31 protein-coding genes, 3 pseudogenes and 1 riboswitch are annotated in these 26,173 nt (G+C 47.2%); of the genes and pseudogenes, 11 read left to right on the plus strand and 23 right to left on the minus strand.

Features of this window, described 5'->3' with window-relative positions; all coding sequences use genetic code 11:
• Positions 1–61: 61 nt before the first annotated feature.
• From MMY81_RS08200 to MMY81_RS08210, 3 genes are read right to left on the minus strand one after another with little or no spacing between them, the layout of a single operon-like run.
• Entirely contained in the window at positions 62–715 is a 654-nt protein-coding gene (locus MMY81_RS08200; protein ID WP_252312425.1) for an aminoglycoside 6-adenylyltransferase, read from the minus strand.
• A 19-nt stretch (positions 716–734) separates the two neighbouring features.
• Entirely contained in the window at positions 735–1,859 is a 1,125-nt protein-coding gene (locus tag MMY81_RS08205) for a helix-turn-helix domain-containing protein (protein WP_252312427.1), read from the minus strand.
• Positions 1,856–2,455 carry a PrpR N-terminal domain-containing protein gene (locus MMY81_RS08210; RefSeq protein WP_252312428.1) on the minus strand — a complete coding sequence of 200 codons (600 nt, stop codon included), beginning with the start codon at positions 2,453–2,455 and terminating at the stop codon, positions 1,856–1,858. Before MMY81_RS08210 ends, MMY81_RS08205 begins: the two co-directional genes overlap by 4 nt.
• Positions 2,456–2,682: 227 nt before the next feature.
• On the opposite strand from MMY81_RS08210, the gene MMY81_RS08215 reads away from it, so the two are divergent.
• The 4 genes from MMY81_RS08215 to MMY81_RS08230 are packed head-to-tail and all read left to right on the plus strand — an operon-like array spanning position 2,683 to position 6,840.
• Positions 2,683–3,789: a 2-keto-3-deoxygluconate permease gene (locus tag MMY81_RS08215; protein WP_252312429.1), complete on the plus strand. Its 1,107-nt coding sequence runs from the start codon at positions 2,683–2,685 to the stop codon at positions 3,787–3,789.
• Between the two features lie 16 nt (positions 3,790–3,805).
• On the plus strand, positions 3,806–5,098 hold the full coding sequence (locus MMY81_RS08220) for a four-carbon acid sugar kinase family protein (RefSeq protein WP_252312430.1): 1,293 nt from the start codon (positions 3,806–3,808) through the stop codon (positions 5,096–5,098).
• Complete coding sequence (gene pdxA, locus MMY81_RS08225; protein WP_252312431.1) at positions 5,095–6,090, plus strand: 4-hydroxythreonine-4-phosphate dehydrogenase PdxA; 996 nt, start codon at positions 5,095–5,097, stop codon at positions 6,088–6,090. Before MMY81_RS08220 ends, pdxA begins: the two co-directional genes overlap by 4 nt.
• Positions 6,091–6,840, plus strand: a complete 750-nt coding sequence (locus MMY81_RS08230) for an amidohydrolase family protein (protein WP_252312432.1) — start codon at positions 6,091–6,093, stop codon at positions 6,838–6,840. It abuts the gene before it with no gap.
• Between the two features lie 38 nt (positions 6,841–6,878).
• On the opposite strand, the gene MMY81_RS08235 is transcribed toward MMY81_RS08230, so the two are convergent.
• From MMY81_RS08235 to hxlR, 7 genes and pseudogenes are all read right to left on the minus strand, one after another.
• On the minus strand, positions 6,879–7,253 hold the full coding sequence (locus MMY81_RS08235; RefSeq protein WP_252312434.1) for a hypothetical protein: 375 nt from the start codon (positions 7,251–7,253) through the stop codon (positions 6,879–6,881).
• Positions 7,250–7,786 (minus strand): acyl-CoA thioesterase, encoded by a 537-nt coding sequence (locus MMY81_RS08240; protein ID WP_252312435.1) that lies wholly within the window; start codon positions 7,784–7,786, stop codon positions 7,250–7,252. The genes MMY81_RS08235 and MMY81_RS08240 overlap by 4 nt, the downstream gene beginning before the upstream one ends.
• A 168-nt stretch (positions 7,787–7,954) precedes the next feature.
• Entirely contained in the window at positions 7,955–8,851 is an 897-nt protein-coding gene (cidR, locus tag MMY81_RS08245; RefSeq protein ID WP_252312436.1) for a cidABC operon transcriptional activator CidR, read from the minus strand.
• A 14-nt stretch (positions 8,852–8,865) separates the two neighbouring features.
• Entirely contained in the window at positions 8,866–9,690 is an 825-nt protein-coding gene (gene yidA, locus MMY81_RS08250; protein WP_252312437.1) for a sugar-phosphatase, read from the minus strand.
• A gap of 75 nt (positions 9,691–9,765) precedes the next feature.
• Positions 9,766–10,008: pseudogene (locus tag MMY81_RS08255) on the minus strand (zinc-binding dehydrogenase); the annotation flags it as partial.
• A 170-nt stretch (positions 10,009–10,178) separates the two neighbouring features.
• Positions 10,179–10,913 carry a MerR family transcriptional regulator gene (locus tag MMY81_RS08260; RefSeq protein ID WP_252312438.1) on the minus strand — a complete coding sequence of 245 codons (735 nt, stop codon included), beginning with the start codon at positions 10,911–10,913 and terminating at the stop codon, positions 10,179–10,181.
• A gap of 105 nt (positions 10,914–11,018) precedes the next feature.
• Positions 11,019–11,387 carry a transcriptional activator HxlR gene (gene hxlR / locus MMY81_RS08265; protein WP_252312440.1) on the minus strand — a complete coding sequence of 123 codons (369 nt, stop codon included), beginning with the start codon at positions 11,385–11,387 and terminating at the stop codon, positions 11,019–11,021.
• Positions 11,388–11,556: 169 nt separating this feature from the next.
• Here hxlR and MMY81_RS08270 point away from each other — a divergent pair, with 169 nt between their 5' ends.
• Entirely contained in the window at positions 11,557–12,723 is a 1,167-nt protein-coding gene (locus tag MMY81_RS08270; protein ID WP_252312441.1) for an iron-containing alcohol dehydrogenase, read from the plus strand.
• Between the two features lie 89 nt (positions 12,724–12,812).
• Here the strand turns inward: MMY81_RS08270 and MMY81_RS33305 are convergent, their stop codons facing one another.
• The 3 genes from MMY81_RS33305 to MMY81_RS08280 form a co-directional block, all read right to left on the minus strand.
• Complete coding sequence (locus MMY81_RS33305) at positions 12,813–12,947, minus strand: hypothetical protein (protein ID WP_256497873.1); 135 nt, start codon at positions 12,945–12,947, stop codon at positions 12,813–12,815.
• A gap of 77 nt (positions 12,948–13,024) precedes the next feature.
• Positions 13,025–13,549 (minus strand): L-serine ammonia-lyase, iron-sulfur-dependent, subunit alpha, encoded by a 525-nt coding sequence (locus tag MMY81_RS08275; protein WP_374561536.1) that lies wholly within the window; start codon positions 13,547–13,549, stop codon positions 13,025–13,027.
• Positions 13,518–14,048 (minus strand): serine dehydratase beta chain, encoded by a 531-nt coding sequence (locus tag MMY81_RS08280; RefSeq protein WP_252312442.1) that lies wholly within the window; start codon positions 14,046–14,048, stop codon positions 13,518–13,520. The genes MMY81_RS08275 and MMY81_RS08280 overlap by 32 nt, the downstream gene beginning before the upstream one ends.
• A gap of 181 nt (positions 14,049–14,229) precedes the next feature.
• A riboswitch (glycine riboswitch) is annotated at positions 14,230–14,335 on the minus strand.
• A gap of 140 nt (positions 14,336–14,475) precedes the next feature.
• Between MMY81_RS08280 and MMY81_RS08285 the strand changes: the two genes are divergently transcribed.
• Positions 14,476–15,441, plus strand: coding sequence for an iron-hydroxamate ABC transporter substrate-binding protein (locus MMY81_RS08285; protein WP_252312443.1), 966 nt, complete (start codon positions 14,476–14,478; stop codon positions 15,439–15,441).
• Here MMY81_RS08285 and MMY81_RS08290 read toward each other — a convergent pair.
• Together MMY81_RS08290 and MMY81_RS08295 are read right to left on the minus strand one after the other, a co-directional pair.
• Positions 15,425–16,024 carry a class I SAM-dependent methyltransferase gene (locus tag MMY81_RS08290; protein ID WP_252312444.1) on the minus strand — a complete coding sequence of 200 codons (600 nt, stop codon included), beginning with the start codon at positions 16,022–16,024 and terminating at the stop codon, positions 15,425–15,427. The two genes, MMY81_RS08285 and MMY81_RS08290, sit on opposite strands and share 17 nt — an antisense overlap.
• 51 nt (positions 16,025–16,075) lie before the next feature.
• Complete coding sequence (locus MMY81_RS08295) at positions 16,076–16,240, minus strand: hypothetical protein (RefSeq protein ID WP_252312445.1); 165 nt, start codon at positions 16,238–16,240, stop codon at positions 16,076–16,078.
• Between the two features lie 217 nt (positions 16,241–16,457).
• Between MMY81_RS08295 and MMY81_RS08300 the strand changes: the two genes are divergently transcribed.
• Together MMY81_RS08300 and MMY81_RS08305 are read left to right on the plus strand one after the other, a co-directional pair.
• Positions 16,458–16,775, plus strand: coding sequence for a hypothetical protein (locus MMY81_RS08300; RefSeq protein WP_252312447.1), 318 nt, complete (start codon positions 16,458–16,460; stop codon positions 16,773–16,775).
• Between the two features lie 129 nt (positions 16,776–16,904).
• Positions 16,905–18,206: pseudogene (locus MMY81_RS08305) on the plus strand (putative bifunctional diguanylate cyclase/phosphodiesterase).
• Between the two features lie 135 nt (positions 18,207–18,341).
• Here MMY81_RS08305 and MMY81_RS08310 read toward each other — a convergent pair.
• Complete coding sequence (locus MMY81_RS08310; protein ID WP_252312448.1) at positions 18,342–18,560, minus strand: hypothetical protein; 219 nt, start codon at positions 18,558–18,560, stop codon at positions 18,342–18,344.
• A 180-nt stretch (positions 18,561–18,740) separates the two neighbouring features.
• Between MMY81_RS08310 and MMY81_RS08315 the strand changes: the two genes are divergently transcribed.
• Complete coding sequence (locus MMY81_RS08315; protein WP_252312449.1) at positions 18,741–19,454, plus strand: hypothetical protein; 714 nt, start codon at positions 18,741–18,743, stop codon at positions 19,452–19,454.
• Positions 19,455–19,506: 52 nt separating this feature from the next.
• Here MMY81_RS08315 and MMY81_RS08320 read toward each other — a convergent pair whose 3' ends face one another.
• Positions 19,507–20,460, minus strand: coding sequence for a calcium/sodium antiporter (locus MMY81_RS08320; RefSeq protein WP_252312450.1), 954 nt, complete (start codon positions 20,458–20,460; stop codon positions 19,507–19,509).
• A gap of 212 nt (positions 20,461–20,672) precedes the next feature.
• On the opposite strand from MMY81_RS08320, the gene MMY81_RS08325 reads away from it, so the two are divergent.
• Both MMY81_RS08325 and MMY81_RS08330 read left to right on the plus strand, forming a co-directional pair.
• Positions 20,673–20,945 (plus strand): hypothetical protein, encoded by a 273-nt coding sequence (locus MMY81_RS08325; RefSeq protein WP_252312451.1) that lies wholly within the window; start codon positions 20,673–20,675, stop codon positions 20,943–20,945.
• A gap of 108 nt (positions 20,946–21,053) precedes the next feature.
• Positions 21,054–21,395 (plus strand): hypothetical protein, encoded by a 342-nt coding sequence (locus MMY81_RS08330; RefSeq protein ID WP_252312458.1) that lies wholly within the window; start codon positions 21,054–21,056, stop codon positions 21,393–21,395.
• A gap of 217 nt (positions 21,396–21,612) precedes the next feature.
• Here the strand turns inward: MMY81_RS08330 and MMY81_RS08335 are convergent, their stop codons facing one another.
• The 6 genes and pseudogenes from MMY81_RS08335 to MMY81_RS08360 form a co-directional block, all read right to left on the minus strand.
• On the minus strand, positions 21,613–22,038 hold the full coding sequence (locus MMY81_RS08335; protein WP_252312459.1) for a universal stress protein: 426 nt from the start codon (positions 22,036–22,038) through the stop codon (positions 21,613–21,615).
• Entirely contained in the window at positions 22,035–22,448 is a 414-nt protein-coding gene (locus MMY81_RS08340) for a universal stress protein (RefSeq protein WP_252312460.1), read from the minus strand. Before MMY81_RS08340 ends, MMY81_RS08335 begins: the two co-directional genes overlap by 4 nt.
• Positions 22,449–22,663: 215 nt before the next feature.
• On the minus strand, positions 22,664–23,617 hold the full coding sequence (locus MMY81_RS08345) for a ribose-phosphate diphosphokinase (RefSeq protein WP_252312461.1): 954 nt from the start codon (positions 23,615–23,617) through the stop codon (positions 22,664–22,666).
• Positions 23,618–23,725: 108 nt separating this feature from the next.
• A pseudogene (locus tag MMY81_RS08350) lies at positions 23,726–25,563 on the minus strand (UbiD family decarboxylase).
• 146 nt (positions 25,564–25,709) lie between these two features.
• On the minus strand, positions 25,710–25,829 hold the full coding sequence (locus tag MMY81_RS08355) for a universal stress protein (RefSeq protein WP_252312462.1): 120 nt from the start codon (positions 25,827–25,829) through the stop codon (positions 25,710–25,712).
• Positions 25,830–25,873: 44 nt separating this feature from the next.
• Positions 25,874–26,155, minus strand: a complete 282-nt coding sequence (locus MMY81_RS08360) for a universal stress protein (RefSeq protein WP_252312463.1) — start codon at positions 26,153–26,155, stop codon at positions 25,874–25,876.
• Positions 26,156–26,173 lie beyond the last annotated feature (18 nt).

Consider the following 26,173-nt stretch of genomic DNA (forward strand, 5'->3'; position numbering starts at 1 on the left):
TTTTTCGTCCCCCTTGATTATAGAATATTCGGACAATAATTCTGGTAAAAAAGCGGGGCACTTATAACCCCTCTTCTATCTTTTGTACCCTAATTGGTTTTGACGAAAACCAATAGAGATGCAGATTCCATTTACTGGTATCCTGTGGAAGTTGATGAAGGTGCTGCAGATACCGATACACGTTTTGCGCCTCCTCAGCGGAGGCTTCCATCTCCAGCAGATTAGCTGTATGAAGCGTTATGTCTAAAAATAAATCACTCATGTGAAACACAGCCTCCCATATCGGGACAACGGCTGCTTTTGGAAAAGTGCCCTTCAGACGCTTCCAGATATCGCCGCTGACGTATAGCGGAAGATGTTTATAGCTTTTCCCGATATTAATAGGAAAAGAGTGCGAGGCGCCGGCGTACCAGGTAGTCATTCTAAGAAGCATCTCCCGCATAACAGCGAGATAGTCCATCGCATAAAGAACTTCACTGCGCCATGCTCCTTTGGCGGCATGCATGATTAACAGATCCCCAAATTCCTGCAGCCACTCCCGCTGCCTGATAAATGGATCCAGATCGTCGACCAAATACACGAGGTCAAAATCCTGAAGCAGGTCCTGCCTTCTATTCGGATTGACTCTCGATCCATTCAGGCAGGCGGCTTTTACTGCCGGGTCTACCTGCGCTTTTTTAAAAAGAAGGGTAATCATTTCTTCCTGGTTTTTCATTTCCCGGGCCTCCCTCCGTTTATTCGGCCTCTGCTTCCTTCAGTCTCCGCCAAAGCGTGGAACGATTAATCCCCAGCCGTTTAGCCGCCGTGCTCTGATTATAGTTCTCCTGCTTAACGACCCGCATAATAATGTCGAGTTCCATTTCCTTTAACGACCTGGATAAATCGATGGTTTCTTCTATTCCATTTCGCTGCACGGAAACCGTATCCTCTTTTTCCAGATAAACGGCCGTTGAATTAGCGACCGCCCGCTCAATAGCATCGGAAAGCTCCGAGAGATTATGTTCCCACACCTGTTTTTTCCAATAGGCAAGCAGCCTGCTGCCAATTCCCACCACCTGTTTGCCGTATTTAACGTTGGAGAGGGAAATAAACAGCCTCGCATAGTCTTCAAGGTGGTCGATGCGTTCTTTCAACGGCGGCAGCGTTACGCTTTTTAGAAAAATAGGCACATCCGCCCCGGGCCTTTGTTCACTGACAAAGAAAATCAGGGCGCTTGCTCGGGAGGCCGCTTCCCAAAGATGATCCCTCTCTGACGCAGCCAGGGTTTCCCAGCCCTTAATGTAATAGGTTCCTTTGGAAGCCGAAAGCAGTTTCTCCAGCTGCGTGAGCGTCTGCGCATGGATGGAGCTTTTTAGCGTAACGCGCCAGATATCATGGGAATAACTGTGCCTGTGCTGATGCATCGCATAGGCCAGTGATTTTTTTCCAGTGCCGGGTGCCCCGATCAGTAAAAACGTAGAAGCGTCTGCTTCGTGTTTGCAGTACTCAATTATTTTCTTTAAGCTGGGATCGGTCTCGCTCAGCTGGGTAAAAGAAATCATTTCCGTTCGAAATGGCTGCACGGACAGGCCGTCCCGGTCGAGGGCATAACGGCTCTCTTCGATGCATTTCACAAGGTAATGGGGTTGTTCCTGCACGTCGAGGCTCGTGCCCTCAATAATAATCTGCCGCCCCTGCGCTTCTGTTTTCTCCTGTATAAACGGTTTTCCGATAGACTGCAGCAGCAACTGATTGATGGGAGGCTCGAGATCCTGGATGTATTCCTGTTCTTTGAACATATTGGCAAAAGCCGGATTCATATAGCGGACTTTGCCCGTTTTCTCAAATAAAATCACGCCGTCGGATAACGTGTGCATCATCGATTGATAGGCCGCCGTTTCCTGTTTTTTTTTAAAAGAACATGCCCGATCTGCCTGGCCTGTTGAATAGCCTGGGCGACCGACTCTTTCCCGGACGTGATCATAATTCCCTTGAGTCCGAATTTCTCCGCAAAGCTCATCGTAACCGCGTCGCCGATAATTAAGGACGTGCCGGCCTCCCAGGCTGCCTGAACCGCACGCTCTGTTTCCGCTGTCGTATTCACCTGCGTGTAGGGGATCGAAAATGCCAGCAGCTTGGAGACTTCGCTGACCCCGCTGCAGACACTCGGGAATCCAATCACCCGAGCCTGCTCTTTTGTGCCTTTCACAAGAAGCAGCGTCCGCAGAATATCAAAGCCGGACACCTCAATTTCGATCAACGGCACCGATACGCTTCCTTTAATCGTCTCTGCGGTCAGGCCCCGGCTGACCAGTACATCCACTCCGCGCTCCTCGAGCAGGGCTGCCTGCCGCAGCGCATCGACTTCCCGGGTGACGCTTACCTCTATTTCAATCCCATCGATTTGAGCGGCCTGATCCAAAACGACATGTTCCAATCCTCTGTATGGAGCTAATATGCCAATTTTTACTATCATTTCCATCTCCTTTTAAAAAGTGTTTCATATTTAAACAATAATTGCTATAGTGTTGCATTTTTAAATGGCGGCTGTAACAATCATTATAAGTTTATGAAAGCGTTTGTCAATTCGTGCCGGCCCAGTAATGAAAAGCAGGGTCCCCAGACAAGGAATCGTCAGCTGTACATCCTTGTCAATTATTTAAGCACATTTGTAAGCGTTTACTAAAAAGAGGAGGAACAAGCATGCGAATTAAGAAAACGGTTGAGAAAGTACCAGGAGGATTAATGGTTGTGCCTTTAATGCTCGGGGCCTTTTTAAATACGATTGATCAGCTGCAGTTAGGATTTATCGTACAATTTCTCCAGTTTATCGGCGCTCCGGAAACCGAGGAAGGCACCTATGAATTTCTCCGAATCGGCGGCTTCTCCCAGGAGCTGTTTAAAGACGGGGCACTCGTCCTTATTGCATTGTTTCTCTTTTGCGCCGGTTCCCAGATGAATTTAAAAATCGGTGGGAAAGCGTTGAAAAAAGGAGTGCTTCTGACCTCCAGTAAATATGTGGTCGGCCTGTTAATCGGCCTTGCTTTCGGCTTCTTCTTTGACCCGATGAACGGTATTCTCGGCCTTTCTACCGTCGCGATTATTGCTGCGATGACGAACGGCAACGGCGGCATGTATGCAGCCCTTACAAGCCAATATGGAAACCGTTCCGATGTGGGCGGCGTTGCTGTATTGTCTATCAACGACGGACCGTTCTTTACCATGATGTCGCTCGGCCTGCTTGGGGCCACTTTCCCGTTTGCGACGTTCCTGGCTGTGCTTCTGCCGATTGCAATCGGTATGATCCTCGGTAACCTGGATGAAGATATCCGCTCCTTCTTAAGACCCGGAGAAATTCTTCCTGTACCGTTCTTTGCTTTTGCACTTGGAGCCGGCATGAACTTTGCTCTTTTCTTTAATCCGGAAGTAGTAGGCGCCGGTATCGCCCTTGGCCTGATGACAACGATTCTTACCGGTCTTGGCGGCATTCTCGTATTTAAGCTGTTTAAAGAAAGAAGCTATATTGCCCCGGTCGCCGAAGCTTCTACCGCTGGTAATGCCGTTGGAACTCCAGCTGCCATCGCAGCCGCGGCGGCAACCTCTGCGGCCGGCGGAGCCATGAGCCAGGCCGATGCAGATGCCTATCAGAACCTGGTAAGCCTGGCAACCGCCCAGATTTCCATTTCGGTTATTGTTACAGCAATCCTTTGTCCAGTAGCCGTTATCCTCATCGACCGTTACCAGCGCAAACGCGGTGTGATCGGCACGCGCGAGGATTTTGAAACCGGCGGGAAAGACGAAACCAACTAACAGCGAGGTGTTTGCAGTGGAACTATGTATTATTGCCGATGATGTAACCGGCGCAAATGATGCGGGCGTCCAGTGCGCCCGGCACGGCTATACGCCTGCTGTCGCTTTAACCGGCCGTCTGTCGGATTCCCTGCTCCGGGAACAGGTGTTGATTGTAAATACCGACTCCCGGCCCTTTTACGGCGAACAGGCGTATAATAGAGTACGCAGCGTATCCGATGCTCTTGCTGCCTGTGCACCAAAAGTAGTCTATAAAAAAATCGATTCTACTCTCCGGGGAGCGGTCGGGGCAGAACTCGATGCCGTGTTTGATTCGTTTCAGCCGGATTTTATTGTGGTGAATCCTTCCTACCCTGCCAAACACCGGATCATAAAGGAAGGGAAGCTGTATGTAAATGATATTCCGCTTCAAGAAGCAGGCTATACGACATTTGCAGGAGAAACAGCCGTTACGTCAAACGTAGTGGAAATAATTGAAGCTGACAGTAAACGCCGTGCGGTTCATCTGGATGACGATACGCTGTACGGGAACGACCTGGCAGCTATTCTAACCCGGGAGCAGAATAAGGGCACCGCGTTTCTTTCGTTTGACAGCTGTACCGAAGCAGACCTGCAAAAAGGGATGGAACAGCTCCAGGACTCCGGTTTTTCCATTCTTTTTGCCGGATCGGCAGGGGCCGCATTCTATCTTTTTCCCGAGCTGGTCCAAACGAAGCAGAATCCGGTGTACAGCAGTTTGTTAAAAGATTCGTCTCCCCGGTCGGCGCTGTTTGTCGTCGGGAGCCGTTCGGACATAAGCCGAAAGCAGCGGCAGCTGCTAATGACGGAGCCGGACATTGTCCCGCTCTCGTTATCTCCTTCCTTGTTCTTCGACCAGAAAACCCGGGAGACGGAAATAGAAAAAGTAATCGAACAGATCGTCCATCAGCAGCCGTCCTACTCCCTCTTGTATCTGGAGTCGGGCCAGGCAGCAGTGCAGGCGGTCGAAACCCACGCAGCCGCTGCCGGGATCAGTTTGCAGGAAGCCTCTCTTTACATGGCAGAACAAATGGGATACATTGTCAGTCGTATTTATGAAAGAATATCGTATGACGCCCTGTTTCTTACCGGCGGTGACATCGCTTCAGCCGTCTGCAACTCCTTTGGCAGCGATTCATTGGAGCTTTACGGAGAATGGGAGCCAGGCATCCCGATCGGCCGGTTAAGAGGCACTTTTCGTCCTCTCGTTATGACCAAAGCAGGAGGGTTCGGAAACGAAGATTCACTCATACAGGCTCTACATTTTTTTCAAGGAGGTACAAATGAATGAACAAACCAATTATCGCTATTACAATGGGCGATGCAGCCGGCGTCGGCCCGGAAATTATCGTCAAGGCTCTGCAGGATGAAACGCTCTACACCCGCTGCCGTCCTTTCGTCATTGGGGATACCGCACGTTTGAATCAGGCAGCCGGTCTCTGCGGCCTGTCTGTCAAAACGGCGACCATCTCGTCTGTCGCAGATGCCGGATTTACGCCGGGCCTTATCGACTGCCTGCAGGTAGGAGAACTTCCGGAGGGGCTGGCGTTTGGAGAGCTCTCCTATGAGGCTGGAAAGCACGCCTATCTTTATGTGGAAAAAGCCGTAGCGCTTGCGGTTAACCAGGAAATAGACAGTATCTGCACGGCGCCGTTAAATAAAGAAGCCATGCAGGGTGCCGGCTATAAGTATCCCGGGCATACGGAAATTCTGGCGGGTCTTACCGGCACAAAAGACTACTCCATGATGCTCTCCGCGCCCAATTTAAAAGTGATTCACCTGACCACCCACCTCGGTCTGCGTGATGCGATTGATGCCATTACGCCGGAGCGGACCTTTAAAGTGCTCTCTTTAGCCCATGAAACGCTCACCAAAGCAGGCATCTCTCATCCGCGGATTGCGGTATGCGGCATTAATCCCCACGCCGGGGAAAACGGCCTCTTCGGCCAGGGGGAAGAAGAAGAAAAGCTGGTACCCGCCATTGAAAAAGCAAAGCAGCAGGGTATGGATGTCGTAGGACCGTCGCCGGCGGATACGCTCTTTTACCGGGCGGTCCGCGGGGACTTTGACATTGTGGTCGCCTGCTATCACGATCAGGGACACGCTCCGGTAAAAGTACTCGGCCTCGAAGCCGGTGTTAATATTACCGTCGGATTGAATCACGGTGTAATCCGCACATCTGTTGATCACGGCACAGCCTTTGACATTGCCGGAAAAAACATCGCCGATCCGAGGAGTCTTCAGGCTGCCCTGCAGTCGGCGATTGAGCTCAGTCCTGTATAAATGGAATGCTTTGACGCACATTTTCATATCGTGGATCCGCAGTATCCGCTCACCGTTAACCAGGGCTATCTGCCTGAGGCCTATACCATTACAGACTATAAGAATGAAATAAACGGTCTTAGCGTTCGAGGCGGTGCGCTCGTGTCCGCCTCCTTTCAGGGCTTTGATCAGACCTATTTAAAGATGGCACTGTCCCGCCTGGGTAAAGGATATGTCGGGGTAACACAGCTTCCTTCAGACGTATCCGACAGTGAAATCAGAGAACTTGACGCCATGGGCGTGCGCGGGATCCGCTTTAACCTGCACCGGGGCGCTCCCGCTTCACCGGAAAGGATGGAAAGACTGGCACGGCGGGTGTATGAAGCAGCCGGATGGCATGCGGAGTTTTACGTTCCCTCCAGCCTCCTCCAGGAATATGCTTCTCTGCTCGAGACACTTCCCGCTGTCTCCATAGATCATTTGGGCCTCACGTCGGGTGGGTTTAACGACCTGCTTCGTCTCGTTTCCAAAGGTATCCGGGTTAAAGCCACAGGATTCAGCCGTACGGAGCTTGATATTGAAGAGGTTTTAACCCGCCTTGACGCTGAGCATCCTCAGGCACTTATGTTTGGAACGGATCTTCCCTCTACGAGAGCGCCGAAACGGTTCACCCCGAATGACGTACAAATCATTCTCGATACTCTCGGTGAAACAAAGGCCGCCCGGGTTTTAGCAGACAATGCCCGCGCCTGGTACCGAATAAACAAATAAACGACAAAGAAAACCGCCGCAAATGCGGCGGTTTTCTGTTATTTAATAAACGTGGATCCCTGAATCATTTCCGGCCGGGCGCCGATCACCATCAAGGACAGCTTCGAGCATCCGACGTGATCGTTTGCCTTGAGAAGCGCTGACAATTCCGGGAAGTCGCTGCGTATTTGCAGCTGACGTACTTCTTCCATGTACAGAGCCAGAACCGACTCTTTCATAAAGGCCGGTGCGTCTTCATCAGCCGCCTGTCCGGTGAGCAGTCCACCGAGATAGCTGTAGCGGACCTGAAGCTGGCGGGTGAGGCTGACAACATGATGAAACTGTTCATATAAGACCGGGTGCTTTTGCTTCAGTTCGTTTAAGTCTTCTTTAGCCTGCTGTATATCATGCAGGCCGGGCATCGATTGCATCATGACGTTACCGCTCCTTTTTCCCATGGTTTTTCCAGGGCAATAATATTGTTAAGCTCCTTGCTCTGCATCCGGCGCACACGCCGCTGTTCGGCACGCTCCTTTCCGGATTCATACAAAAACGTCTCTTCCTCTGTCTCAGGCAGAATCTCCGGCACCGGAAGCGGCTTTTTGTGCTCATCCAGCGCTACAAACGTTAAAAAGGCAGTAGCTGCCATGCGGCGCTCACCGGTCATCATATCTTCGGCTATTACCTTGCAGAATATTTCCATTGATTTGCTGCCAGTGTAAGAGACAAAGGATTCTACACAGACCGAATCCGATTGGGTAATAGGATACAGAAAATCAATCGAATCGGTAGAGGCGGTTACGCATTCTTTCACCCGGGCATGGCGTCTTGCCGACAGGGTGGCATTGTTATCCAGTTTTTTCATTAACACACCGCCAAACAGGGTGTTGTAGTTATTTAAATCATTAATCATTACCTGGTCGGTATTCACAATCAGGCTTTCTCTCGGATGTTTCGCGTGCATCATAACGATTGTTCCCTTCTTTCCTCTGCGTCTGCTACCAGTGTAAAACCAATGGCCGCAAAAGAAAAATGGATATTTCTTATGTTCAGCATAGATACTGTCTATGAGATGGCTTTCATTCCTGCTGAATCCGCCCCCGCTCTCCTGACAGCGGCAAAAAAAAGACGCCTTCTAGGTAGAGGGCGTCTCCATCATTAACCGCTCCTGGGTAAAACGGAGCCATTCTTTTGTCGCAAAGGATACGTAGCTGTGTTTGCGCCAGATAATCGCAAGATCCCACTCCAGCATCGGCTTGACTACTTTAATCGTGTATAAGTCCTCCTGCAGCAGCTGGGAAACACTGTGAGGCAGAATCGAGATACCGAGACGGGAGGCAATCATTTTACCGATAAAGTCCCACTGCGTGCTCTCGGAGACTACTTTTGGAAGAAATCCAGCTTCCCGGCAGGCATCGGTAATCCGGTCATTTAAGGCAAAATCTTTATTAAACAATATCAGCTGTTCCTGCTCGAGCTCCTCCATCCGTACCTGTTTACGCGAGGCAAGCGGATGAGCGGGAGGCACAACTACTTTTAAATCTTCTCTCATAAACGAAAAGGCATGAAACTCCTCCGTATTGGTCGGAAGCACGGTAATCCCAACATCAAGCAGATCCCCGCGGATATCCTCTTCGATCTTTTTGGTACCGTTTTCCTGAAGCTGAAACGTAATGTTGGGATAAAGCTGGTGAAATTCTCCAAGAATTTTAATAAACCGGTCGGCATCCATAATCGGCGGCAGCCCGATGCGGATGTGCCCCTTCTGCAGTCCCATTAAGTCGTTAAGCTCGGTCTGCAGGCTGTCAAAGGCGCGGTTGATCGTTTCTGCCTGGCTGAGAATCAGCCGGCCGGCATCGGTGAGCACGAGCTGCTTGTGCGACCGGTCAAACAGCTCCGCACCGAGGTCGGTCTCCAGGTTTTTAATCATTTTGCTGATAGTTGGCTGTGTGATAAATAAATGTTCCGCGGCTTTCGTGAAGCTTTGAAAACGGGAAACCTCAATAAAGTATTTCAAATGGCGGATATCCATACGACCGCCTCCTTTTATGACGATGGATGTTTGGCGAGTACGAGTTTTTGGATAGCATCCGCGACGCCGTGTGCATTATTGGAGAGCGTTTCATAGTCCGCGTGCTGCTTGATCACAGGAATGGCATTTTCCATGGCCACGCCGCAGCCGGCGTACTGTATCATCGACAGATCATTGCCGTTATCCCCAATACACATGACTTGCTCCCGGGTAATGTCAAGACTTTCGGCCAGCTGCTGTACCGCACTGCCTTTGCTTGCCTGCGGATGCAAAATTTCAAAAAAGTAAGGCGCGCTCTGTACCATAGTGTACTTCTGTTTCAGCGAATCCGGCACGGCTGCAATAACCTCACTCAATTTTTCCGGATCATGGATAAACATAACCTTTGGAAAAAGCGTCCCTTTTGGCATTTCCTCTACTTTTCGGTAGCTGAGCGGAAGTTGGGTCAGGTGAGCTTCCAGGATCGTATACCGGCTGATGTCTTTATTAGGTGTATAGACCTGCTTAGAATCAAAATAATGCATCGGCGTCTCAAGCTCCCGGCTTACTTCGTACAGCTCCTCAAGGTTTTCGTGAGTCAGCGACAGCTCGTTTACGACGCGGCCGGTATGCGTGTCCTGAACGAGCGCCCCGTTGTAGGCAATAACGTAGTCCCCCTCGTCTGTAAGCCCGAGTTCATCCAAATAGCGGTGTACGCCGCCAATCGGGCGTCCGGTGCAGAGAACAATGTGGGACCCTTTGGAGCGGGCTTCGAGCAGCGTCTCCCGCACCTCCGGTGTAATCTCGTGCTGATCGTTCAGCAGCGTTCCATCCATATCAATAGCTATTAATTTGTACATGGGAAATCTCCTATCCTGTTTCTCTATTTTTCTCTCTATCAGCATAGCGCGTTTAAGAAATGAAATCTATCCTGTCTATGGAAGCAGAACCACTTTCCCTAGTTTTCCGGCTTTTTTAAAATACGTCTGCGCTTTTCCCGCCTCTTCTAATGAAAAAGTACAGTCGATCACCGGTTTTATTTTCCCGGCAGCGACCGCGTGTAGCAGATGTTTGAATTCGGCCCTTGTTCCCAGCACAGAACCGTAAAGCGTAATATGTTTTAAATAAAGAAGCCGGAAATCAAGCTCTGTTTTCTGGCCGCCCGCTCCTGCGGGAACACGTCCAAGCCCTTGCTAAGGAGCTGGACATCCCTTTACTGTTAAAGCGATGCACTCCTGACACTAAAAACGTTATCTTTATCATCATAGCGTGTTAAAGGGCCGAAATCCATCCCGTTATCAGAAAAAAAGCGCCGCTCCAAAGAGAGCAGTGCGCTATGGATGGCGGGTTAAGAAGAAAGACGGGCGTTTCCGTATATCCGCATCGCTTCTTGCATAAATACAGCCAGGCCGTCTCCAAACTGATCAATGTTTTTAGTGAAACGCTCGTCCTCTGTATACATTCGGCCTAAGCTGATAAACACTTCCGGCGGATATTCCCCGATCGTCTGCAGCAGGTCGTACCAGTGACCGATTCTTTGCTGCACCTCGTCAGATCCCGGGTCTTTCCGACGCACTTCTGCCAGGCTCCGGTAGATGTCGTTAAATCGCTCCTGTTCGTTCTCGCTCCAATGATTGACGTTCCGATTAACGGCGTTAACTTTTTCTCTGCCCCAGCGCTTCTGTGCTTCTTTTTCATATGGGTTGGTTGAAAAATCAAACCCTTTAAATTTATCTGGGTTGTTCATCGTCTTCTCTCCTTTATGGTGACGTATCGTCCGGTCAATCGTGCCGATCATCTCCTCAATCTGCTGCTGTCTGGCGCGCAGCCTTTCTTTATGACCGGCAAGCATAGATACCTGTTCCTCTGTCGTTAAGGCGGGCATGGTCTTAATAGTGGCCAGCGGGACTCCGGCATCCCGCAGAAGCAGAATCTGCTGGAGACGGTCCATCTCATCATCATTGTAGAGCCGGTAACCTGATTCTGTGCGCATCGAAGGCACCAGCAGGCCGATGTCATCATAATGGTGAAGCGTGCGCACACTGATTCCGGCAGTTTCTGCCGCTTCCTTAATTTGGAGCATCCTTTTCTTCCTCCTTCCTATCTTTACTATAAGGTCTGACGCAGCGTGAGGATCAAGGGGCTGCAGATAAAAAAATCCCGCCCGGTAGCCGGACGGGATTTGTGTTTATTTTACGTGGGCCTGGATCGTTTCTTCATCCATCTTGAGTACATCGGTCATGTAGCCTCTGCCCCAGTCATACATTACATCCAAAATAGGAATTAAGGTTTCACCGTGGCTCGTGAGGGAATACTCTACTTTAGGCGGAACGACCGGATATACTTCCCGGTGCACGATCTGGTCTTCTTCGAGTTCTCTGAGCTGGGTGACTAGCATGCGCTGCGTAATACCTGGAATCATGGCTTTCAGCTCACCGAATCGTTTGGTGCCTTCTTTGCCCAGATGCCAGATTATCAGCATTTTCCATTTGCCGCCGATAATCGATAAAGTTAGTTCTTTTTCACAGTTGTACACTCTTTCATCAAATCTACTCATGTTCTTTATCCCCTTTACAGGCTGATATGGCCCAATAGTATACTTTTTATCACTATGTGCGGTAAATGTGGGTACTTACATTATCTGCTGGTACGAAGTATACTTGATTTTGTGCCCGGGGTAAAGAACCTCTCACACTTTTTCAAACAATCAACTGGAGGTTTTACCTATGAATAGATTTACCATACCAAGAGATATTTATTTCGGAGAAGACGCACTGGGCGTACTCGAAACACTTGAAGGCAAAAAAGCCATCCTCGTTATCGGCGGCGGCTCTGCCAAGAAAAACGGCACGCTGGACGCCATCGAGCAGAAACTGGCTAAAGCATCGATTGAGACAAAAGTAATCGAAGGTATATCCGATGAACCAACGACGCAGAAAATCAGCGAAAGTGCTTCCGTTCTGGAATCCTTCCAGCCGGACTGGGTCATTGGTATCGGCGGCGGCTCTGTTATGGACGCAGCCAAAGCAATGTGGGTCTTCTATGAGCACCCGGAGCTGACGTTTGAAGATGCAACAAAACCTTTCGAACTTCCACGTCTTCGCGGCAAAGCGAAATTTATTGGCATTCCAACAACAAGCGGAAGTGCTTCTGAGATTTCCAACCTGTCTGTTGTAACCGATGCGGAAACAAATATCAAATATCCAATGGCTGACTTTGAACTAACGCCGGACATTGCGATCATTGATCCAATGACGGTAGATCAAATGCCAAAAGACGTAACGGCCAACACAGGCATGGATGCCGTAACGCACTGCATTGAAGCATATGTAGCGAAGCCGCACACGGTATTTACCGATGCATTGGCTTTGGAAGGCGCAGAAATTTTGAAAAATGACCTGCTCCGCTCGTATGACGGCAATAAAGAAGCCCGCGAACAGGTACACTATGCACAGGCAATGGCCGGTATGGCGTTTGCCAACGCTGTTCTTGGTAACGCGCACAGCCTGGCTCACAAAAGTGGTCCAACATTCGGCATCGCCCACGGCCTTGCTAATGCGATCTATCTTCCGTACGTGATGCAGTTCAACCGTTCTGTTTCAGCTGACCGCTTTGCAGTAATTGCAAAACGCATCGGCCTGAACGGTACGACATCTGAAGAGCTGACCGATTCGTTGATCGAATGGGTTCGCGACTTGAACGTACAGATGGAAATTCCTTCTACCCTGCAAAAATGGGGACTTGATGAAGAAACGTTTACTTCTCACGTAGCGGACATGGCGAAAAATGCTGTCGGTGATCCGTGTACCGGCACTAATCCCCGCGAAACATCCGAAGCAGAGATGAAAAAATTATACGAAGCTGCTTATTACGGACAAGACGTCACGTTCTAATACTGCTTACCTCAAAAAGCCCGCTTCCTCTACTAAGAGGAAACGGGCTTTTTTACTGAAAAAAACAGCTTATTTTGGAAATCTCGTAATCAGCGGATTCTGCGGGTGCGCATCCGCCCCCGGCTTTTATGCCGTTTTTTTGCATTTTTGCTGCGCTCGATCCGGTGCATCGACACGCCAACGAGCAGGGCGCCAATAATTGATAACCATAAAATCAGATCCATAGCCATCCTCCTTTGCAAAACGAACTCATATAGGTGTTATCATATCATAGAAAAGAAGGCATTTCTCTAATCCCCTGTTAAAAAGAACAAGGCCTGGCCGCCATCGCTGCTGACGCTTTCTGTCCGGCAGGGGTTACCGCAAGTCCGCCTTTGGAAGTTTCTTTTAAAGCAGACGGCATGCTGCTTCCAATGCGATGCACGGTATCAATCACTTCATCACAGGGTATTCGGCTTTGTATACCGGCTGAGCCTGCAGTAGGCGTAGCAACGATCACTTCCATGCGGGCATTGCTCTCTGAGACAGCCATCGCAAACAGCATAGCGTCACTGATTAAAGTTCCGGACAACGGTGTGCCCTGTTGAACATAGTCGTTCATACGGGAGGCATCACCGCCCGAAAGACCACTTTCGGATTCACAGGTATTAGCTGTTCCTTTTTGGACAGCCTGCTTCATTACCTGCAGCCGTTCTTTCATCTGCAGACGAACTGCTTCCTCTGATCTGCCGGACCGAATAACTTCCCGGTTAAGCATCCATTCTCCTATAGAACTGCTTCCTGCCTCTGCTGCCTCAACTATATCCTTCATTCGCTCTTTCATCATGAATATCTGTCCTCCTTTTTTTAAAGTCGGCTGCAATTAGTTTTAATGCTGCATCGGCTGCGATTGCAATATGTACTGGTTCATTATTGAGCGAGCGGATTTCTGACAGCCCTCCGCCGATAGAAGCTCCTTCTACTATTACAGTTTGTCCAGATAAGTGAGCTTTAATAACAGCAGTGTTCGGATGACCGTCCCATCCCACGTCAGTCATTGGATTTAGTATAATATTCATTTTCATGTCCTCTGCTTCTTTCTGTGACTCACGTATACCGTGTGATCGAGCATCCATACCCAGCAGTCCGCCAACAATCGCTTTATCAGTACCATGCCCTTGAAATGTATCGGCAAAAGAACCATATAAGGTGATTTCTGCCCATTCCGGTACGTTCCCCAGCCATTCATAAACGAATCGTCCAATCGAAACCGCACCCGCTGTATGGGAACTGGACGGTCCTACCATAATTGGTCCGATAATATCAAAACAACTGTCAAAACTCATTAAACCCACGCTCCTTATTGGATTGATGGATTTTCTCTTATCCAGTAATGCTTCACCGCGCAAAAAAGGGACAGAGAAAAGCCAGAATTTCTTCTGCCTTTTCTCTGTCCCTTTTACCTGAGAGATTTGCTTCAAACAAGGAAGCTCCCCTTTGGCGGCCCGCAGGCTCTCTCCAGAGTTGCATCCAGCAGCGGTCAGTTTACCTGAGAGTTTAGCCGCCAAGGCTTTTTTGGCGAATTGCTCCTTCGGTGCCGGATACTTAAACCGGTCTCTCCCCCTGCTGTCATTTGCCGAACATATTATTTCTTTGAATATACCGCTGTATTCTCTTAAAGTCAACGTTCTATTATATCTGGACAAACAAAAATATTCCTGTTATGTTTTAAATGATAATGATTTTCAATATCAATAAAGGATGTGTATGTATATGTTGAAAAAATGGACGACAGCTTCTGTTTTTCTTTTCTGTCTTGCGCTTTTTCTTTCCGCCTGCGGAAACAGCGGCTCTGAGGAAAACAGCGATACCGGAGAAGCCGGACAGGCTGAGGAATCCAGTGACACGAGAACCGTTACCGCTGAAAATGGTGAAGTGGAAATCCCGGCAGATCCGGAGCGTGTTATTGCGCTGCAATTCGCCGGCGACCTTCTTGCTTTAGGTATTGAGCCCATAGGCGTGGATTCTACAATAAAAAACAATTCCGAACAGCTGGGAGAGGAACTGGCTGATGCGGAAGATGTAGGAGATCCCTCCGTGGAAAAGGTCCTGGAAATGGAACCGGATCTTATTGTAGCCCCTACATATTTAGACGAAAATGTTATCAGCCAGCTCGAACAAATTGCTCCAACGGTTACTGCACCATGGGCGGAGATGGATGCAAAAGAAGAAGTGGCATATTTCGGTGAGATGCTTGGTCGTGAAGAAGAGGCAGATGAATGGATTGCTTCCTACGAACAGCAGGCCGAAGACGCCCAGGAACAAATCAATGATATTATTGATTCCGGCGAAACCGTGGGAGTGTATGAATTATCTGCGAAGGAAATATACGTCCACACCACACCGGGACGCGGCTCCTATAATTTATACGAAACCCTGGGTCTGCCTGCTCCTGACCTCGTTCAGGAGGAAGTACTGGATCCCGGCGAACAGTTCGCAGCGCTTTCTCTGGAAGCACTGCCCGACTATGCAGCGGACCATATGTTTGTCACTGTCTATGAGGAAGGCGGCGTGGAAGAAGCAGAACAATTAATGGAGAGTTCCATTTGGAAAAGTCTGCCTGCTTATCAAAACGACCAGATATATATGGTGCCACTGGAGAAATTCTGGTTTAATGACGGAGTTTCGCTGGAAAGACAGCTTGATATTCAGGTGGAGGAGCTTACTTCAGGGGACTGACTCCAGAAGGTACATAAGCTTCTATAATGAGAAATAGTCCGCCGTATAATGAACGAACCTGATTGATGCGCAGCGGACTTTCTTCCACCAGCTGCCGGGTCGGCCGGTTCAGCTGACAGCCCTCTGCGGCCAGCTGCCAGGCTGGTGTTAGAAAATCCTGGAGCGCCGCCGCCTTTGGGTGATGATCCATTCGAACATGCTCAAATAACTGTACGCGCCCCCCTGGTTTGACGACTCTAGCAGTTTCGCTGAGAGCGAGTACGGGATCCGGGATTGTGCAGAACGCAAGAAAGGCGGCGGCTTCATCAAACGTATTATCAGGAAAAGGAATGCATTCAGCAGAAGCTTCTGCCCAGTAGAGTTCCCCATGCTTTCTCTTACGGGAAATGCGTCTGATTTTAGCGGCATCCGGCTCCAGCATGGTGACACTTTCCGCCTGCTGATAGTAAGGTATCGAAGCACCTGTACCAGAGCCGATATCAAGCACATGTCCTTTAACAGATTCGAGCATCCCGCGGCGTATCTGCCTAAAGCGGCTGTGTTCGAGCGGAGCCATAAGCATATCGTAAATACAGCCTTTCATTTTTTTCCCCCAGACAAAACCGGTTCTCTAGAAAGAGGACCGGTTTTTTATTTATGATTCTTCAGCGCCTGCTGCGTTTTCTTTTGGACGCTTCCGTTTTATATCGATAATGCGTCCGCCGGCAAAGCCTTCGTTAATCATGCGGTCGATATCAAGTTCATATTCTTTTATTTCATCACGAACGATACCCTTTTTCTCTTTTTCAGGAGCAGTCATCTTTGCCACCTCCCTTCTTGAAAAACGGCTCACCTGAAAAATAAATCAGGTATATTTTCTTACTCCTATTATATCATGATCTTCAAGATATGAATCATTTCCTACATTTTATTTCGTTCACTGTGGTAGAATATACTTAACTATATTCTCAAATTATGGTAGAAATATAATATTATATCCATTCTGCTTTAATTTAGAGTTTGAAGGAGAAACGATAATGCCTTATATGGAAATTAATTATACAGAAAAGCTGGATCACATTGTGTCGGAAGCAATTGATTATTTAAGCGCTTCTCTGCAGGCAAATACAATATTTTTTTCCACTACCGATGGAAACGTTAACACGATAAGACGCGTTTTCAATCGCAGGCATAAGCTGCTAAAAGAAGGCGAAATCCGGGATTACCGCCACGAGTTCTGCCAGGTGGTTACGCGGAGTGGAGAAAACCCGCTCGTTATTAATGATTTAAGTCTTCACCCGCTCACGAAAGACCATCCGGTTACCCGGCTGGTGGGCACCGGCTCTTTAATGTGAGTTCCTATTTATACAGAAGAAAAAGTTATTGTCGGAAGCCTCTGCGTTCTGGATCTCGATCCGTATCATTTTGCGGAGGAACATGTACGGCTGATGAAAATGCTTGGGTTTATTGTCAATCAGAGTCTAATGCTTGAAGATGCCTTAATAACAGACAGGCTGACAGGTTTATACAATCGTTCTTATATTTTTGATCATTTTCCGTGTTACAGTACCACCCACTCCCGAATAGCGGTTCTTTATTTGGATTTTGATTACTTTAAAGAGATAAACGACATATACGGACACGCCGCTGGAGACAAAGCACTTCAGTCAATCAGCCAATGTCTAACCACTTATCTTCCCCCACAGAGCACGGTTGCCAGAATCGGAGGCGATGAATTTGTTGTGCTGATCCCCCAGGAAAACATACCCCTTACTCAAGCATATATTCATGATATTTTCGATCATATTCATAAAGAGTGTCATAACGACGGAATGATTATTGAAGGAGATAAGATATTTTTCACGTTCAGTGCCGGGGTCAGCATGTATCCGGAAGATGGAAACGTCATGGAAGACCTTTTGAATAAAGCCGATATGGCTATGTATGGGGCAAAAGATAAAGGTAAAAACCGAGTGGAGTTTTACAAGGAGGATATACTGGGGACCTACACGAGAAACTTCTTTATAAAAAACGAGTTGAAGCAGGCGGTAAAAAAAGAGCAGTTCCACATTATGTTCCAGCCGCTGGTTGAACTGGGGACAAACCGGATAATTGGTGCCGAATCCCTGCTCCGCTGGACGCACCCTTATCTGGGAGCTGTCTCTCCCTTTGAGTTTATTCCTATCGCAGAAAACGCCGGCCTGATGAGAGACATTGGCAGCTGGGTGCTGGAAGAAAGCTTTCGCCTGACCGGGGACTGGATAAAATCGCGGAAAGACGACTTTCAACTTGCGGTCAACATCTCTCCGCAGCAGTTTGAGGACGGGCAGATGGCTGAAAATATCATTACGCTTCTTCACGATTACCAAATTCCACCCTCCCAGCTTAATATTGAAATCACCGAGGGCATGATTATCCGCCAGGAACAGCAGTCACTTGATCTGCTGCGCACACTGAAACGAGAAGGTGTTCAAATCGCACTCGATGATTTCGGTACCGGATATTCTTCTCTTTAATATTTAGCTTCATTTCCAGTTGATATGATCAAAATTGATAAATCCCTGACTATGAATCTGGATGCCGCCTCGAACAAAAAAATCATCGAAGCGATTATTCGATTAGCGGAATCAATGGATATTGTACCGCTCGCAGAGGGTATTGAAACAAAAGAACAGCTGGCCTTTTTAAAAGAAAATGCCTGTTTGTTTGGCCAGGGCTATTATTTTGACAAGCCAATGCTGCCCGAAGCATTTGCCTCTAAGTATTTACAAGGAGATGTTGTATAACCTATCCTTCACATTTATAAAAACAGCCGCGCAGGTAGTCTCTGCGCGGCTGTTTTTATAAAGGAGATTCCTTATAGCTGCTGAGACGAAGAGCAAAAGGAAAAATCAAAAAGACTAGGACATAACTTACTGTTATTACACCTGCCACTTGAACAAATGATAAATTAATAACACAAATACCAGCAGGCTGGCGGCGGCCACAAAGTACAATAAGGCAAAGCGGATCATAGAGGTGAACGTCGGATACTGGGTTTCCCCGCAAAAAGGACAATCCCACTGATTCCCCGAACGACTTAGGTTGGAAAGGGTCTGCTTGTATTTCCATTTTCTGCGGCAGCTTCTGCATATAGGCATAAAAGCCTCCCTCTTCGTTTAGAACTTTTTTACATATTTAGTATATCGTACTAAAAACGCGTCGTACAGCCATTGTTTCATACAGATTTTTTTAGAAAAAAGGACTTCCTTCTTGTTTTTTATGGAAAGGGATATGCTATATTTAATTGGCTGTATAAAAAAAGGAGACGACATCCAAATATGATTACGATAGATTCTATAATTATTGGAATTGGCTTCTTGCTGATTCAGCTGTTTGCAAGCCAGATTATTTCCAAAACGAAACTATCTACGTCCCGCTGGCTTTCGCTATGTGGTGGCGTAGCGATTGCCTATGTATTTGTTTATATTCTGCCCACCCTTCATGATGAGCAGAATAAACTGGGTGGTGAAGCCCCTCTGGGCTCAGAGCTGTATGTACTGGGACTGCTTGGCCTGCTTGTCTATTTTACCATCTACAAATTAGCGGATTACCGTAAGGATGAAACGCATGGCGCGACCCGTTTTTATTTTGTGGAAGCAGGTTTTTTCGCGGCTTATACCTTTATGGTCACCTACATCGTTGTTTCGTCTGATGTAAAAACAGTCGAAGCCCTGTTTTACGGAACCGCTATTGGTCTTCATTTTATCGGCATCTCCTATAACTTATCCCTAGAGAACAAACCGCTTCATCTTCGATATGGACGGTTCATCCTGGCAGCGGCAACCATCGGAGGCTGTGCTGCCGGCGTGTTTGGCCCATCTACCGGTCTTTATGTGGATTCGATGATTGCTTTTACGTCCGGCGCCATGATTTTTAATGTTATCAGCAAGGAAATGCCATCGGAGAAGCATACACACCTTTATATTTTTCTCGGTGCTGCCGTAGTTTACGCAGCCACCATTACAATCTTAAGCTCGATATTAAGCTGGTAATAAAAAACCAACCCCGTCCGCTCTTTTCAGGAGCTGTCGGGGTTGGTTTAGTCTAATTTCGAATAATAATATAAATCATGTATAAAATATAAGCGACTGCAAGCGTGACTCCTTCTTTTCGTCCAATCGTATAGCTCGTTCTGGAAAATACGAGCAGCACCACGGTCAGGATAATCATCAAAATGATATCAAAAAACACTTTGCTGTCAACTGCAAGCGGAGATACAGCAGAGGCGGCACCAAGGACAAAAAAGATATTAAATATGTTGCTGCCGACGATATTGCCGATGGCTATTCCTCCCTCTTTTTTTAACGCAGCCGTTACAGAAGTAATCAGCTCCGGCAGAGAGGTTCCAATTGCTACAATCGTCAACCCAACAAGGGTTGTGCTCATTCCAAAGGAAACTGCAATCTCTGATGCGCTGCCCACGACCAGGTCACCCCCGAAAATAATAGCGGCCAGTCCTAGAATCGTAAGGAATATATATTTCCCCCATACTTTGCCGTCTGTCGTTTCCTGCGCGGTCTGTGCGCTGCGGTCTCTTCTTGCCACTTCAAAGATATAATACAGAAATACAGCAAAGAACAGCAATAGGACAAAACCGTCACTGCGGGTAATGATATTGGTGCTTGCTGTCTGCAGTACGGCATCACTCATTAAAATCAACAAAGCGATTCCTGCCAGCAGAGTAAATGGAATCTCTTTACGAATCGTTTCTGCCTCTACTTTTAATGGAGCGATCAGCGCAGTCAGCCCAATAACGAATGTGATATTAAAAATGTTACTGCCTACTACGTTTCCAAGCGCTACTCCTGCATTGTCCTCCAGAGCAGCCGTTATACTGACCGTAGCTTCCGGAGAGCTTGTTCCAAATGCCACAATCGTCAGACCGACAAGCAGCGGGCTGACCTGCAGATTTTCCGCTATGCGCGAGGCACCTTTGACAAAATAATCCGCTCCCTTAATTAATAAAGCAAATCCCACTAATAGCAATACATAAGTCACCTGGCATTCCCTCACTCTATGTTATTTGAATGCTTTCCTTTTAAGAAAAGGCACTGTTTTCTTCTATACCTGTTCATTTATCCAGTGAAACTTTCGATTCTGTCTGCCAACTGCTGCTATGAAAAAAAGGAAAAGCAAAAACTTGAAAATAATCATCACAACCCCTATCATAAAAAATAGTTTATACTTCACGCGAAAGGGTGTGCTCCCTTATGTTATTTTCATCCACCTTATCGGAAACACAGATGGGAAAATTAAAGAAAGCACTCGGATTGGATAATCATCATGTTCCTGTACAGAATTTTTATTATGGATCTGCTGCTGATGAAGACTGGCGCGATTTAATTCGAAAAGGGTTCGCCCATAAAGAAGATCCTCACTATCCCTCTAAAGAAAATATGACTATTTATTTTGTATCGTTTGAAGCCATCCTGCCGGTAAGCGGACAGGTAATGACACCTGAAGAATACTATTATTTGAAGTGAAAGCAGCCCGGGCTTTTTATGCCCTGCTGCTTTTTTAATAATACCATGTTTACATGAAGCGTAATTCGGAAATGGCTACAGTAGCACACAATTAGAAGGGTGAGATATATGAGTTTACAAGTAATTATCAGCAAAACAAATGAAGAAATTGAAGTACGTTCTGTAGAAGGACAGCAGGACATTTACGATATCGCGGGAAACGAAGCGATTACGCTCGAAATGATCCCGGAGCTCGATATTTATGCACTTGTTTCAGAAGGTCAATATGAAGAAGCCGATTATAAAATGAAATCCAAAGATTTTGGAGATTTAACGAATAAGTACTCCCTAAAAGGCACATCCGTGCTGTTGGCATTGGATTCCAAAGGCAATTACAGTTCATTAACTGATATGCAGGTAGAAGCGGTCCGCCAGCTTCAAGAAGAACAAGGTGGATTAATTAATAAATAAAACAGAGCGCTCCCGTATAGGGAGCGTTTTTTTATTGTTGATATATTATTGTCCGCCTGCTCAAGCATAGTCGATATGTAATACTGATTCTACATCACGTTCCTCCTTATCTTCTATTATATAAAATAAATTCTTTAGTTACCTGATTATATGAATATTTACACAAAATATACTTATTTATGTAAAAGGGAATTACCACACGTAATTCCCTTTCTTTCTATTGGTGATTACGAATGATTAACACATCACACGCTGCCCGCCTGGCAATTCCCTCGGAAACACTACCCAGAAAAAACCGCTCGGTGCTGCTTAAACCGGAAGCCCCTACAATAATTAGATCAACATGATGTCTATGCGCCGTTTCTTTTGGAAGAATGAGTTTAGGCGATCCGGCCTGAAGTGATAAAACCAGCTTATCTTCCTCCATTCCTTCTTCTTTAGCCATTCTGCTGTACTCATTAATAAGCTTTTCTCCATTTTCTTTAAACGTTTCCAATATATGATCGCGGTAATTGTCAGCGCTGGATACCATTGGCGTGTGCATAGCATGCGCAATAACGACGGAAGCTCCGGACTCTTTTGCCATAGCAATTCCTTTTTTAAAAGCATCGAGACCGGTATCTGAGCCGTCTACTGGTATCATAATCGTTTGATACGTTTTCTCCGGCTCGTCCCTAACAATGTAAATTTTTCGAATGTCCCGGCACCTGATGCTCCTGATACAATTAAATCAGCAGCAAATTCCGCCGCTATCTCTTTAGGGATTTTTGATTTTGGCATACCCTGCTGCATAGAAATACTTACATTGCTCACCCCGGATTTTTCTGCAATTTCCTTGCATTCATCTAGAATAGCCTGGCCTTTTTCTTCAGCTGTCGGCAGCACGTAAGGTGAATAAAGCTGCATCCGGCTGTAGTTGCGATAATCTACCACGTGTGTGATAACCAGTCTGCTTTCGTTGGTTTTTGCAAGCTCAATACTTCTTTTTAAAGCAAAGTGGGATTCCTCGGATCCGTCTGCCGCAACCAGTATCGTTTTATACCGTGTCTTCATGATTTCCCCCTGCCTCTCTCGTGGATTTATTACGTTTAGTATATACCAGTTTTTTTAACATGAACGTGATACATATCACACTAAATGGAGGATGTTTATTTTGCTGATTTTGATATTTTTGATGTTTATTTAATTTTTAAAAATAATATGGTACGTGAAATTATAAATATACTTCTATTAAGACCGCAGGCATGACCTGCGGTCTTAACTACTAATCAGCGTTTAAAAAGCTTATCTACAGACTGCCTGTTATGCACGCGGCTGATCGCTTCTGCGAAAAAAGGTGCCGCTGATAAAACTTTCATATTCTTACCCTGTTTTTCTTTTGGAATTTGAATGGTATCCGTTACGACCATCTCTTCTATTGGAGCCTGTTCGATCAGTTCCACCGCATTTCCTGAGAGCACTGCATGGGTGCAGCAGGCATATATTGTTTCGGTGCCGCTGTCTTTGAGCGCCTGGGCAGCTGATGCAATCGTTTTGCCGGTATCTATTAGATCATCAATAATAATGGCATTTTTGCCTGCCGTGTCACCAATAATGTTTACAATTTCTGATTCCCGGGGGCCTGTCTGCCTTTTGTCTATAAAGGCTATCGGCATACCAAGAATGTCTGCTAATTCCCGGGCAGCCTTTACTCCTCCATTGTTCGGAGCAACTATGACACCATTCTCGATCTTCTTTTCCGCAAAATACTTGGACAGTATAGGCATACCGAGCAAGTGATCCACCGCAATATCAAAAAATCCCTGAATCTGCGGAGCATGAAGATCCATCGTGATCACACGGGTTGCTCCCGCTGCCTGAAGCAGGTTCGCTATCAGCTTCGCCGTAATAGGCTCCCTGGAACGTGCCTTCCGATCCTGCCTGGAATAGCCGAAATAAGGAATAACCAAATTAATCCGCTTGGCAGACGCCCGCTTTAATGCATCAATCATAATTAACAATTCCATTAAGTGGTCACTGCTTGGATGAGCAATAGACTGAACAACATAAATCTCACCGCCGCGCACGCTCTCTTCCACGTTCACTTTAATTTCTCCATCACTGAAGCGCTGTACGTTGCTTCCTCCAAGCTCACTTCCTAAGTGCCGGACGATGTCTTTTGTGAGCGGCTCATTGGAACTCAGCGTAAACATTTTAAATCTGTCATTAACCGTAAACGTCATGTGGGTGATACCCCTCTCTGTAATCTGCTGGGGTTATTGCCTTTTTTTAAGAAAATAACCGCGCCCGGACGTTTCCGGGCTTTTTTCTTATCTGCGTGTTCTATTTTATCACTTTTGCGGGGAAATGTGGCTTAAACTTCCGCCATCTTCAAACAATCGATCAACATGCTTCTCCACTTCCGGATCGGCAATAAGCGGCGGCGCATGATGCGGCTTGATCCTCGCATCTATAATCATATTGTCGCAGCCCCAGTGCTTATGATCATAAAAGCCGTTCACCCCATGAATATCGTGGGATGGGTTGCTTCTCGTGAACACAGCCCACATAAAATTAGAGATAGTTTCACTAATAAACGTGCTGTCATCACAGAGAATAATGATCGGACATTCCGGCATTGCTCCGTTTTTCAGCAGGCTTTGGCTTAATTCAGCCGTTTCCTTTTCCGCCTCTTCATACGTTGTAAATTCCGGCCCCTGTACGGCAGTCATGCCGGGCATCACCAGGCGTGCATTATGAAAGGTATCGATCTGTTCAAAATGAACGGGTACCGTCTGACAGAGCTCTCTTATTTTATCTCCGTACGCAGCAATAACGACTTTGCTTCCGCTGTTTAATCCGGTACCGGAATAGTCCAGGGTATCGATCGTTGTATTGGTGTAGAAATGCAGGTCGCGGTGAAGATCAAGCCGTTCCATAATGTACGTTAGAAATTCCACTTCTTTATGAGTGTCGAGCGTTTTCTCCTGCTCTGCTGTAATAAAAAGAAACTTAGCCAGGCTCACGTGACCGGTTCCAAGAATCCTGTTGGCAATCGTGAGCAGCTCGGCTGGGCGCTGTACATTTTGAAAAGGCGTATAGCGTTCGCTTCCAATGGCAAACAGCAGCGGATGCACTCCTGCCGCATCGACAGCGTTTACTTCTTTCACGCCGGGAATTTCCTCTTTTAGGGCATCACCGGTCAGTTTATGAATCAGGTCCCCAAACGCCGTGTCTTCCTGCGGCGGACGGCCAACGACCGTGAGCGGCCAGATCGCCTGCTGCTTGGCGTATACTTTATGCACACGCATCATCGGAAACTCATGTACAAGACTGTAGTAGCCCAGATGATCGCCAAAAGGCCCTTCCGGCTTGGTTTCCTTCGGATGCAGCTCTCCGGTAATCACAAAATCAGCATCCAGGCTGATGCAGTAGCCGTCTGCGTACGTATAACGGAAACGACGCCCGGCCAGAAGACCGGCAAAAGTCATTTCGCTTAATCCTTCCGGCAGCGGCATGACGGCGGAGAGGGTATGGGAAGGCGGACCCCCTATAAAAATACTTACTTTAACGGCTGGCCCGAGGCGGTTGGCTTTTTCCTGATGCCCCCGATGCCTCTGTGAATTTGATAGTGCATACCGATTTCTTTATTTGTTTCAAAATCATTGCCATCCAGCTGTACCCGGTACATGCCGAGGTTACTATTCATAATACCCGGTTTTTCCGGATCCTCTGAGTAAACCTGAGGAAGCGTAACAAAAGCTCCGCCGTCATCCGGCCAATGTTTAATCAGCGGCAGATCCTCAATACGAATTTCGTCAAATCCGTCTACTTCTTTTTCCTTTTTCTTCATAGGGAGCGCTTTGGAACCGGCCACTCCGGAGCTGAAGTTTTTTATTGGCTGCTTTAATGCAGCGACCGGATTGCTGCGCAGGGAAATCAGACGCTGCGTCGTTTCCAGCGTGTTCCGGAAAATAAATTCACTTCTTTCCAAATCGCCGAATAAGTTGGATACAGCCCGGTATTTTGACCCTTTTACATTTTCAAATAGTAAAGCAGGACCACCTGCCGCGTTTACACGCATATGTATGGATGCAAGCTCCAGATGGGGATCGACTTCTTCTTTAATCCGGATGAGGCGTCCATTCTTTTCTAAATCATTAATACAGTCTTCCAGGGTTGGATACATAAGTCACGTCTCCTATTTTTATGATTAGTTCTAATTATACCTGTCTTACCGGACACTGTCTTTGATTTAGATGGGAAAGCGTGCTTTGTTCATTGATTTGTCATATAAAAAAGCCGCCGGCATTTACTGCCGGCAGCGCTGATTTATCATTTATCTGCACGGACAATTAGTACATCGCAGACCGCTCTTCTTGTGATTTGTTCGGAGACACTTCCAAGGACGAACCGCTCGACTGCTCCCATCCCTGCAGCCCCAGCTACAATCAAATCCCCAAAAGTATTTCCCTGCAATACTTTTGGGGATTTTTGATTTAGGGGGACCCATGCTCCATAATCGTAATGATTTTGACTTTTCCATCCTTCTCTGCCTCGGCTTTATACTCATTTAAAAGGTTCTGCGAGTATTCTTCCAGTCCTTTGACAAAAGACGTGGTGTAATGCTCCATGCCCGCGTACGAGGTGGTATCTACAACGTGACAGACCAGCAGTTCAGCACCTTCGCGTTCGGCCAGCCGCCTGGCTTTTTGAAACGCCGCTTTGGATTCGCTGGATCCATCTACCGCTGCCAGGATTCGTTTGTACATCTGTGTCATATAGAGTCCCCCTTATAG

The organism is Sinobaca sp. H24, from assembly GCF_023845525.1.

Coding starts and splice junctions, on each gene's coding strand:
- MMY81_RS08280 (WP_252312442.1), bottom strand. CDS start 14,048: ATGAGTTTTGACAGTTGTTTTGATATTATCGGACCAATTATGGTAGGA.
- MMY81_RS08200 (WP_252312425.1), bottom strand. CDS start 715: ATGAAAAACCAGGAAGAAATGATTACCCTTCTTTTTAAAAAAGCGCAG.
- MMY81_RS08240 (WP_252312435.1), bottom strand. CDS start 7,786: ATGATGCACGCGAAACATCCGAGAGAAAGCCTGATTGTGAATACCGAC.
- MMY81_RS08235 (WP_252312434.1), bottom strand. CDS start 7,253: ATGATGCAATCGATGCCCGGCCTGCATGATATACAGCAGGCTAAAGAA.
- MMY81_RS08300 (WP_252312447.1), top strand. CDS start 16,458: ATGCCTTATATGGAAATTAATTATACAGAAAAGCTGGATCACATTGTG.
- MMY81_RS08335 (WP_252312459.1), bottom strand. CDS start 22,038: ATGATACCAGTAGACGGCTCAGATACCGGTCTCGATGCTTTTAAAAAA.
- hxlR (WP_252312440.1), bottom strand. CDS start 11,387: ATGAGTAGATTTGATGAAAGAGTGTACAACTGTGAAAAAGAACTAACT.
- MMY81_RS08275 (WP_374561536.1), bottom strand. CDS start 13,549: ATGATGAAAGAGCGAATGAAGGATATAGTTGAGGCAGCAGAGGCAGGA.
- MMY81_RS08345 (WP_252312461.1), bottom strand. CDS start 23,617: ATGACGTTTACGGTTAATGACAGATTTAAAATGTTTACGCTGAGTTCC.
- MMY81_RS08330 (WP_252312458.1), top strand. CDS start 21,054: ATGAGTTTACAAGTAATTATCAGCAAAACAAATGAAGAAATTGAAGTA.
- MMY81_RS08260 (WP_252312438.1), bottom strand. CDS start 10,913: ATGCTCCAAATTAAGGAAGCGGCAGAAACTGCCGGAATCAGTGTGCGC.
- MMY81_RS08215 (WP_252312429.1), top strand. CDS start 2,683: ATGCGAATTAAGAAAACGGTTGAGAAAGTACCAGGAGGATTAATGGTT.
- MMY81_RS08270 (WP_252312441.1), top strand. CDS start 11,557: ATGAATAGATTTACCATACCAAGAGATATTTATTTCGGAGAAGACGCA.
- MMY81_RS08230 (WP_252312432.1), top strand. CDS start 6,091: ATGGAATGCTTTGACGCACATTTTCATATCGTGGATCCGCAGTATCCG.
- yidA (WP_252312437.1), bottom strand. CDS start 9,690: ATGTACAAATTAATAGCTATTGATATGGATGGAACGCTGCTGAACGAT.
- MMY81_RS08295 (WP_252312445.1), bottom strand. CDS start 16,240: ATGACTGCTCCTGAAAAAGAGAAAAAGGGTATCGTTCGTGATGAAATA.
- MMY81_RS33305 (WP_256497873.1), bottom strand. CDS start 12,947: ATGGATCTGATTTTATGGTTATCAATTATTGGCGCCCTGCTCGTTGGC.
- MMY81_RS08315 (WP_252312449.1), top strand. CDS start 18,741: ATGATTACGATAGATTCTATAATTATTGGAATTGGCTTCTTGCTGATT.
- cidR (WP_252312436.1), bottom strand. CDS start 8,851: ATGGATATCCGCCATTTGAAATACTTTATTGAGGTTTCCCGTTTTCAA.
- MMY81_RS08205 (WP_252312427.1), bottom strand. CDS start 1,859: ATGATGCACACGTTATCCGACGGCGTGATTTTATTTGAGAAAACGGGC.
- MMY81_RS08210 (WP_252312428.1), bottom strand. CDS start 2,455: ATGATAGTAAAAATTGGCATATTAGCTCCATACAGAGGATTGGAACAT.
- MMY81_RS08325 (WP_252312451.1), top strand. CDS start 20,673: ATGTTATTTTCATCCACCTTATCGGAAACACAGATGGGAAAATTAAAG.
- MMY81_RS08360 (WP_252312463.1), bottom strand. CDS start 26,155: ATGACACAGATGTACAAACGAATCCTGGCAGCGGTAGATGGATCCAGC.
- MMY81_RS08310 (WP_252312448.1), bottom strand. CDS start 18,560: ATGCCTATATGCAGAAGCTGCCGCAGAAAATGGAAATACAAGCAGACC.
- MMY81_RS08290 (WP_252312444.1), bottom strand. CDS start 16,024: ATGAAAGGCTGTATTTACGATATGCTTATGGCTCCGCTCGAACACAGC.
- MMY81_RS08285 (WP_252312443.1), top strand. CDS start 14,476: ATGTTGAAAAAATGGACGACAGCTTCTGTTTTTCTTTTCTGTCTTGCG.
- pdxA (WP_252312431.1), top strand. CDS start 5,095: ATGAACAAACCAATTATCGCTATTACAATGGGCGATGCAGCCGGCGTC.
- MMY81_RS08340 (WP_252312460.1), bottom strand. CDS start 22,448: ATGAAGACACGGTATAAAACGATACTGGTTGCGGCAGACGGATCCGAG.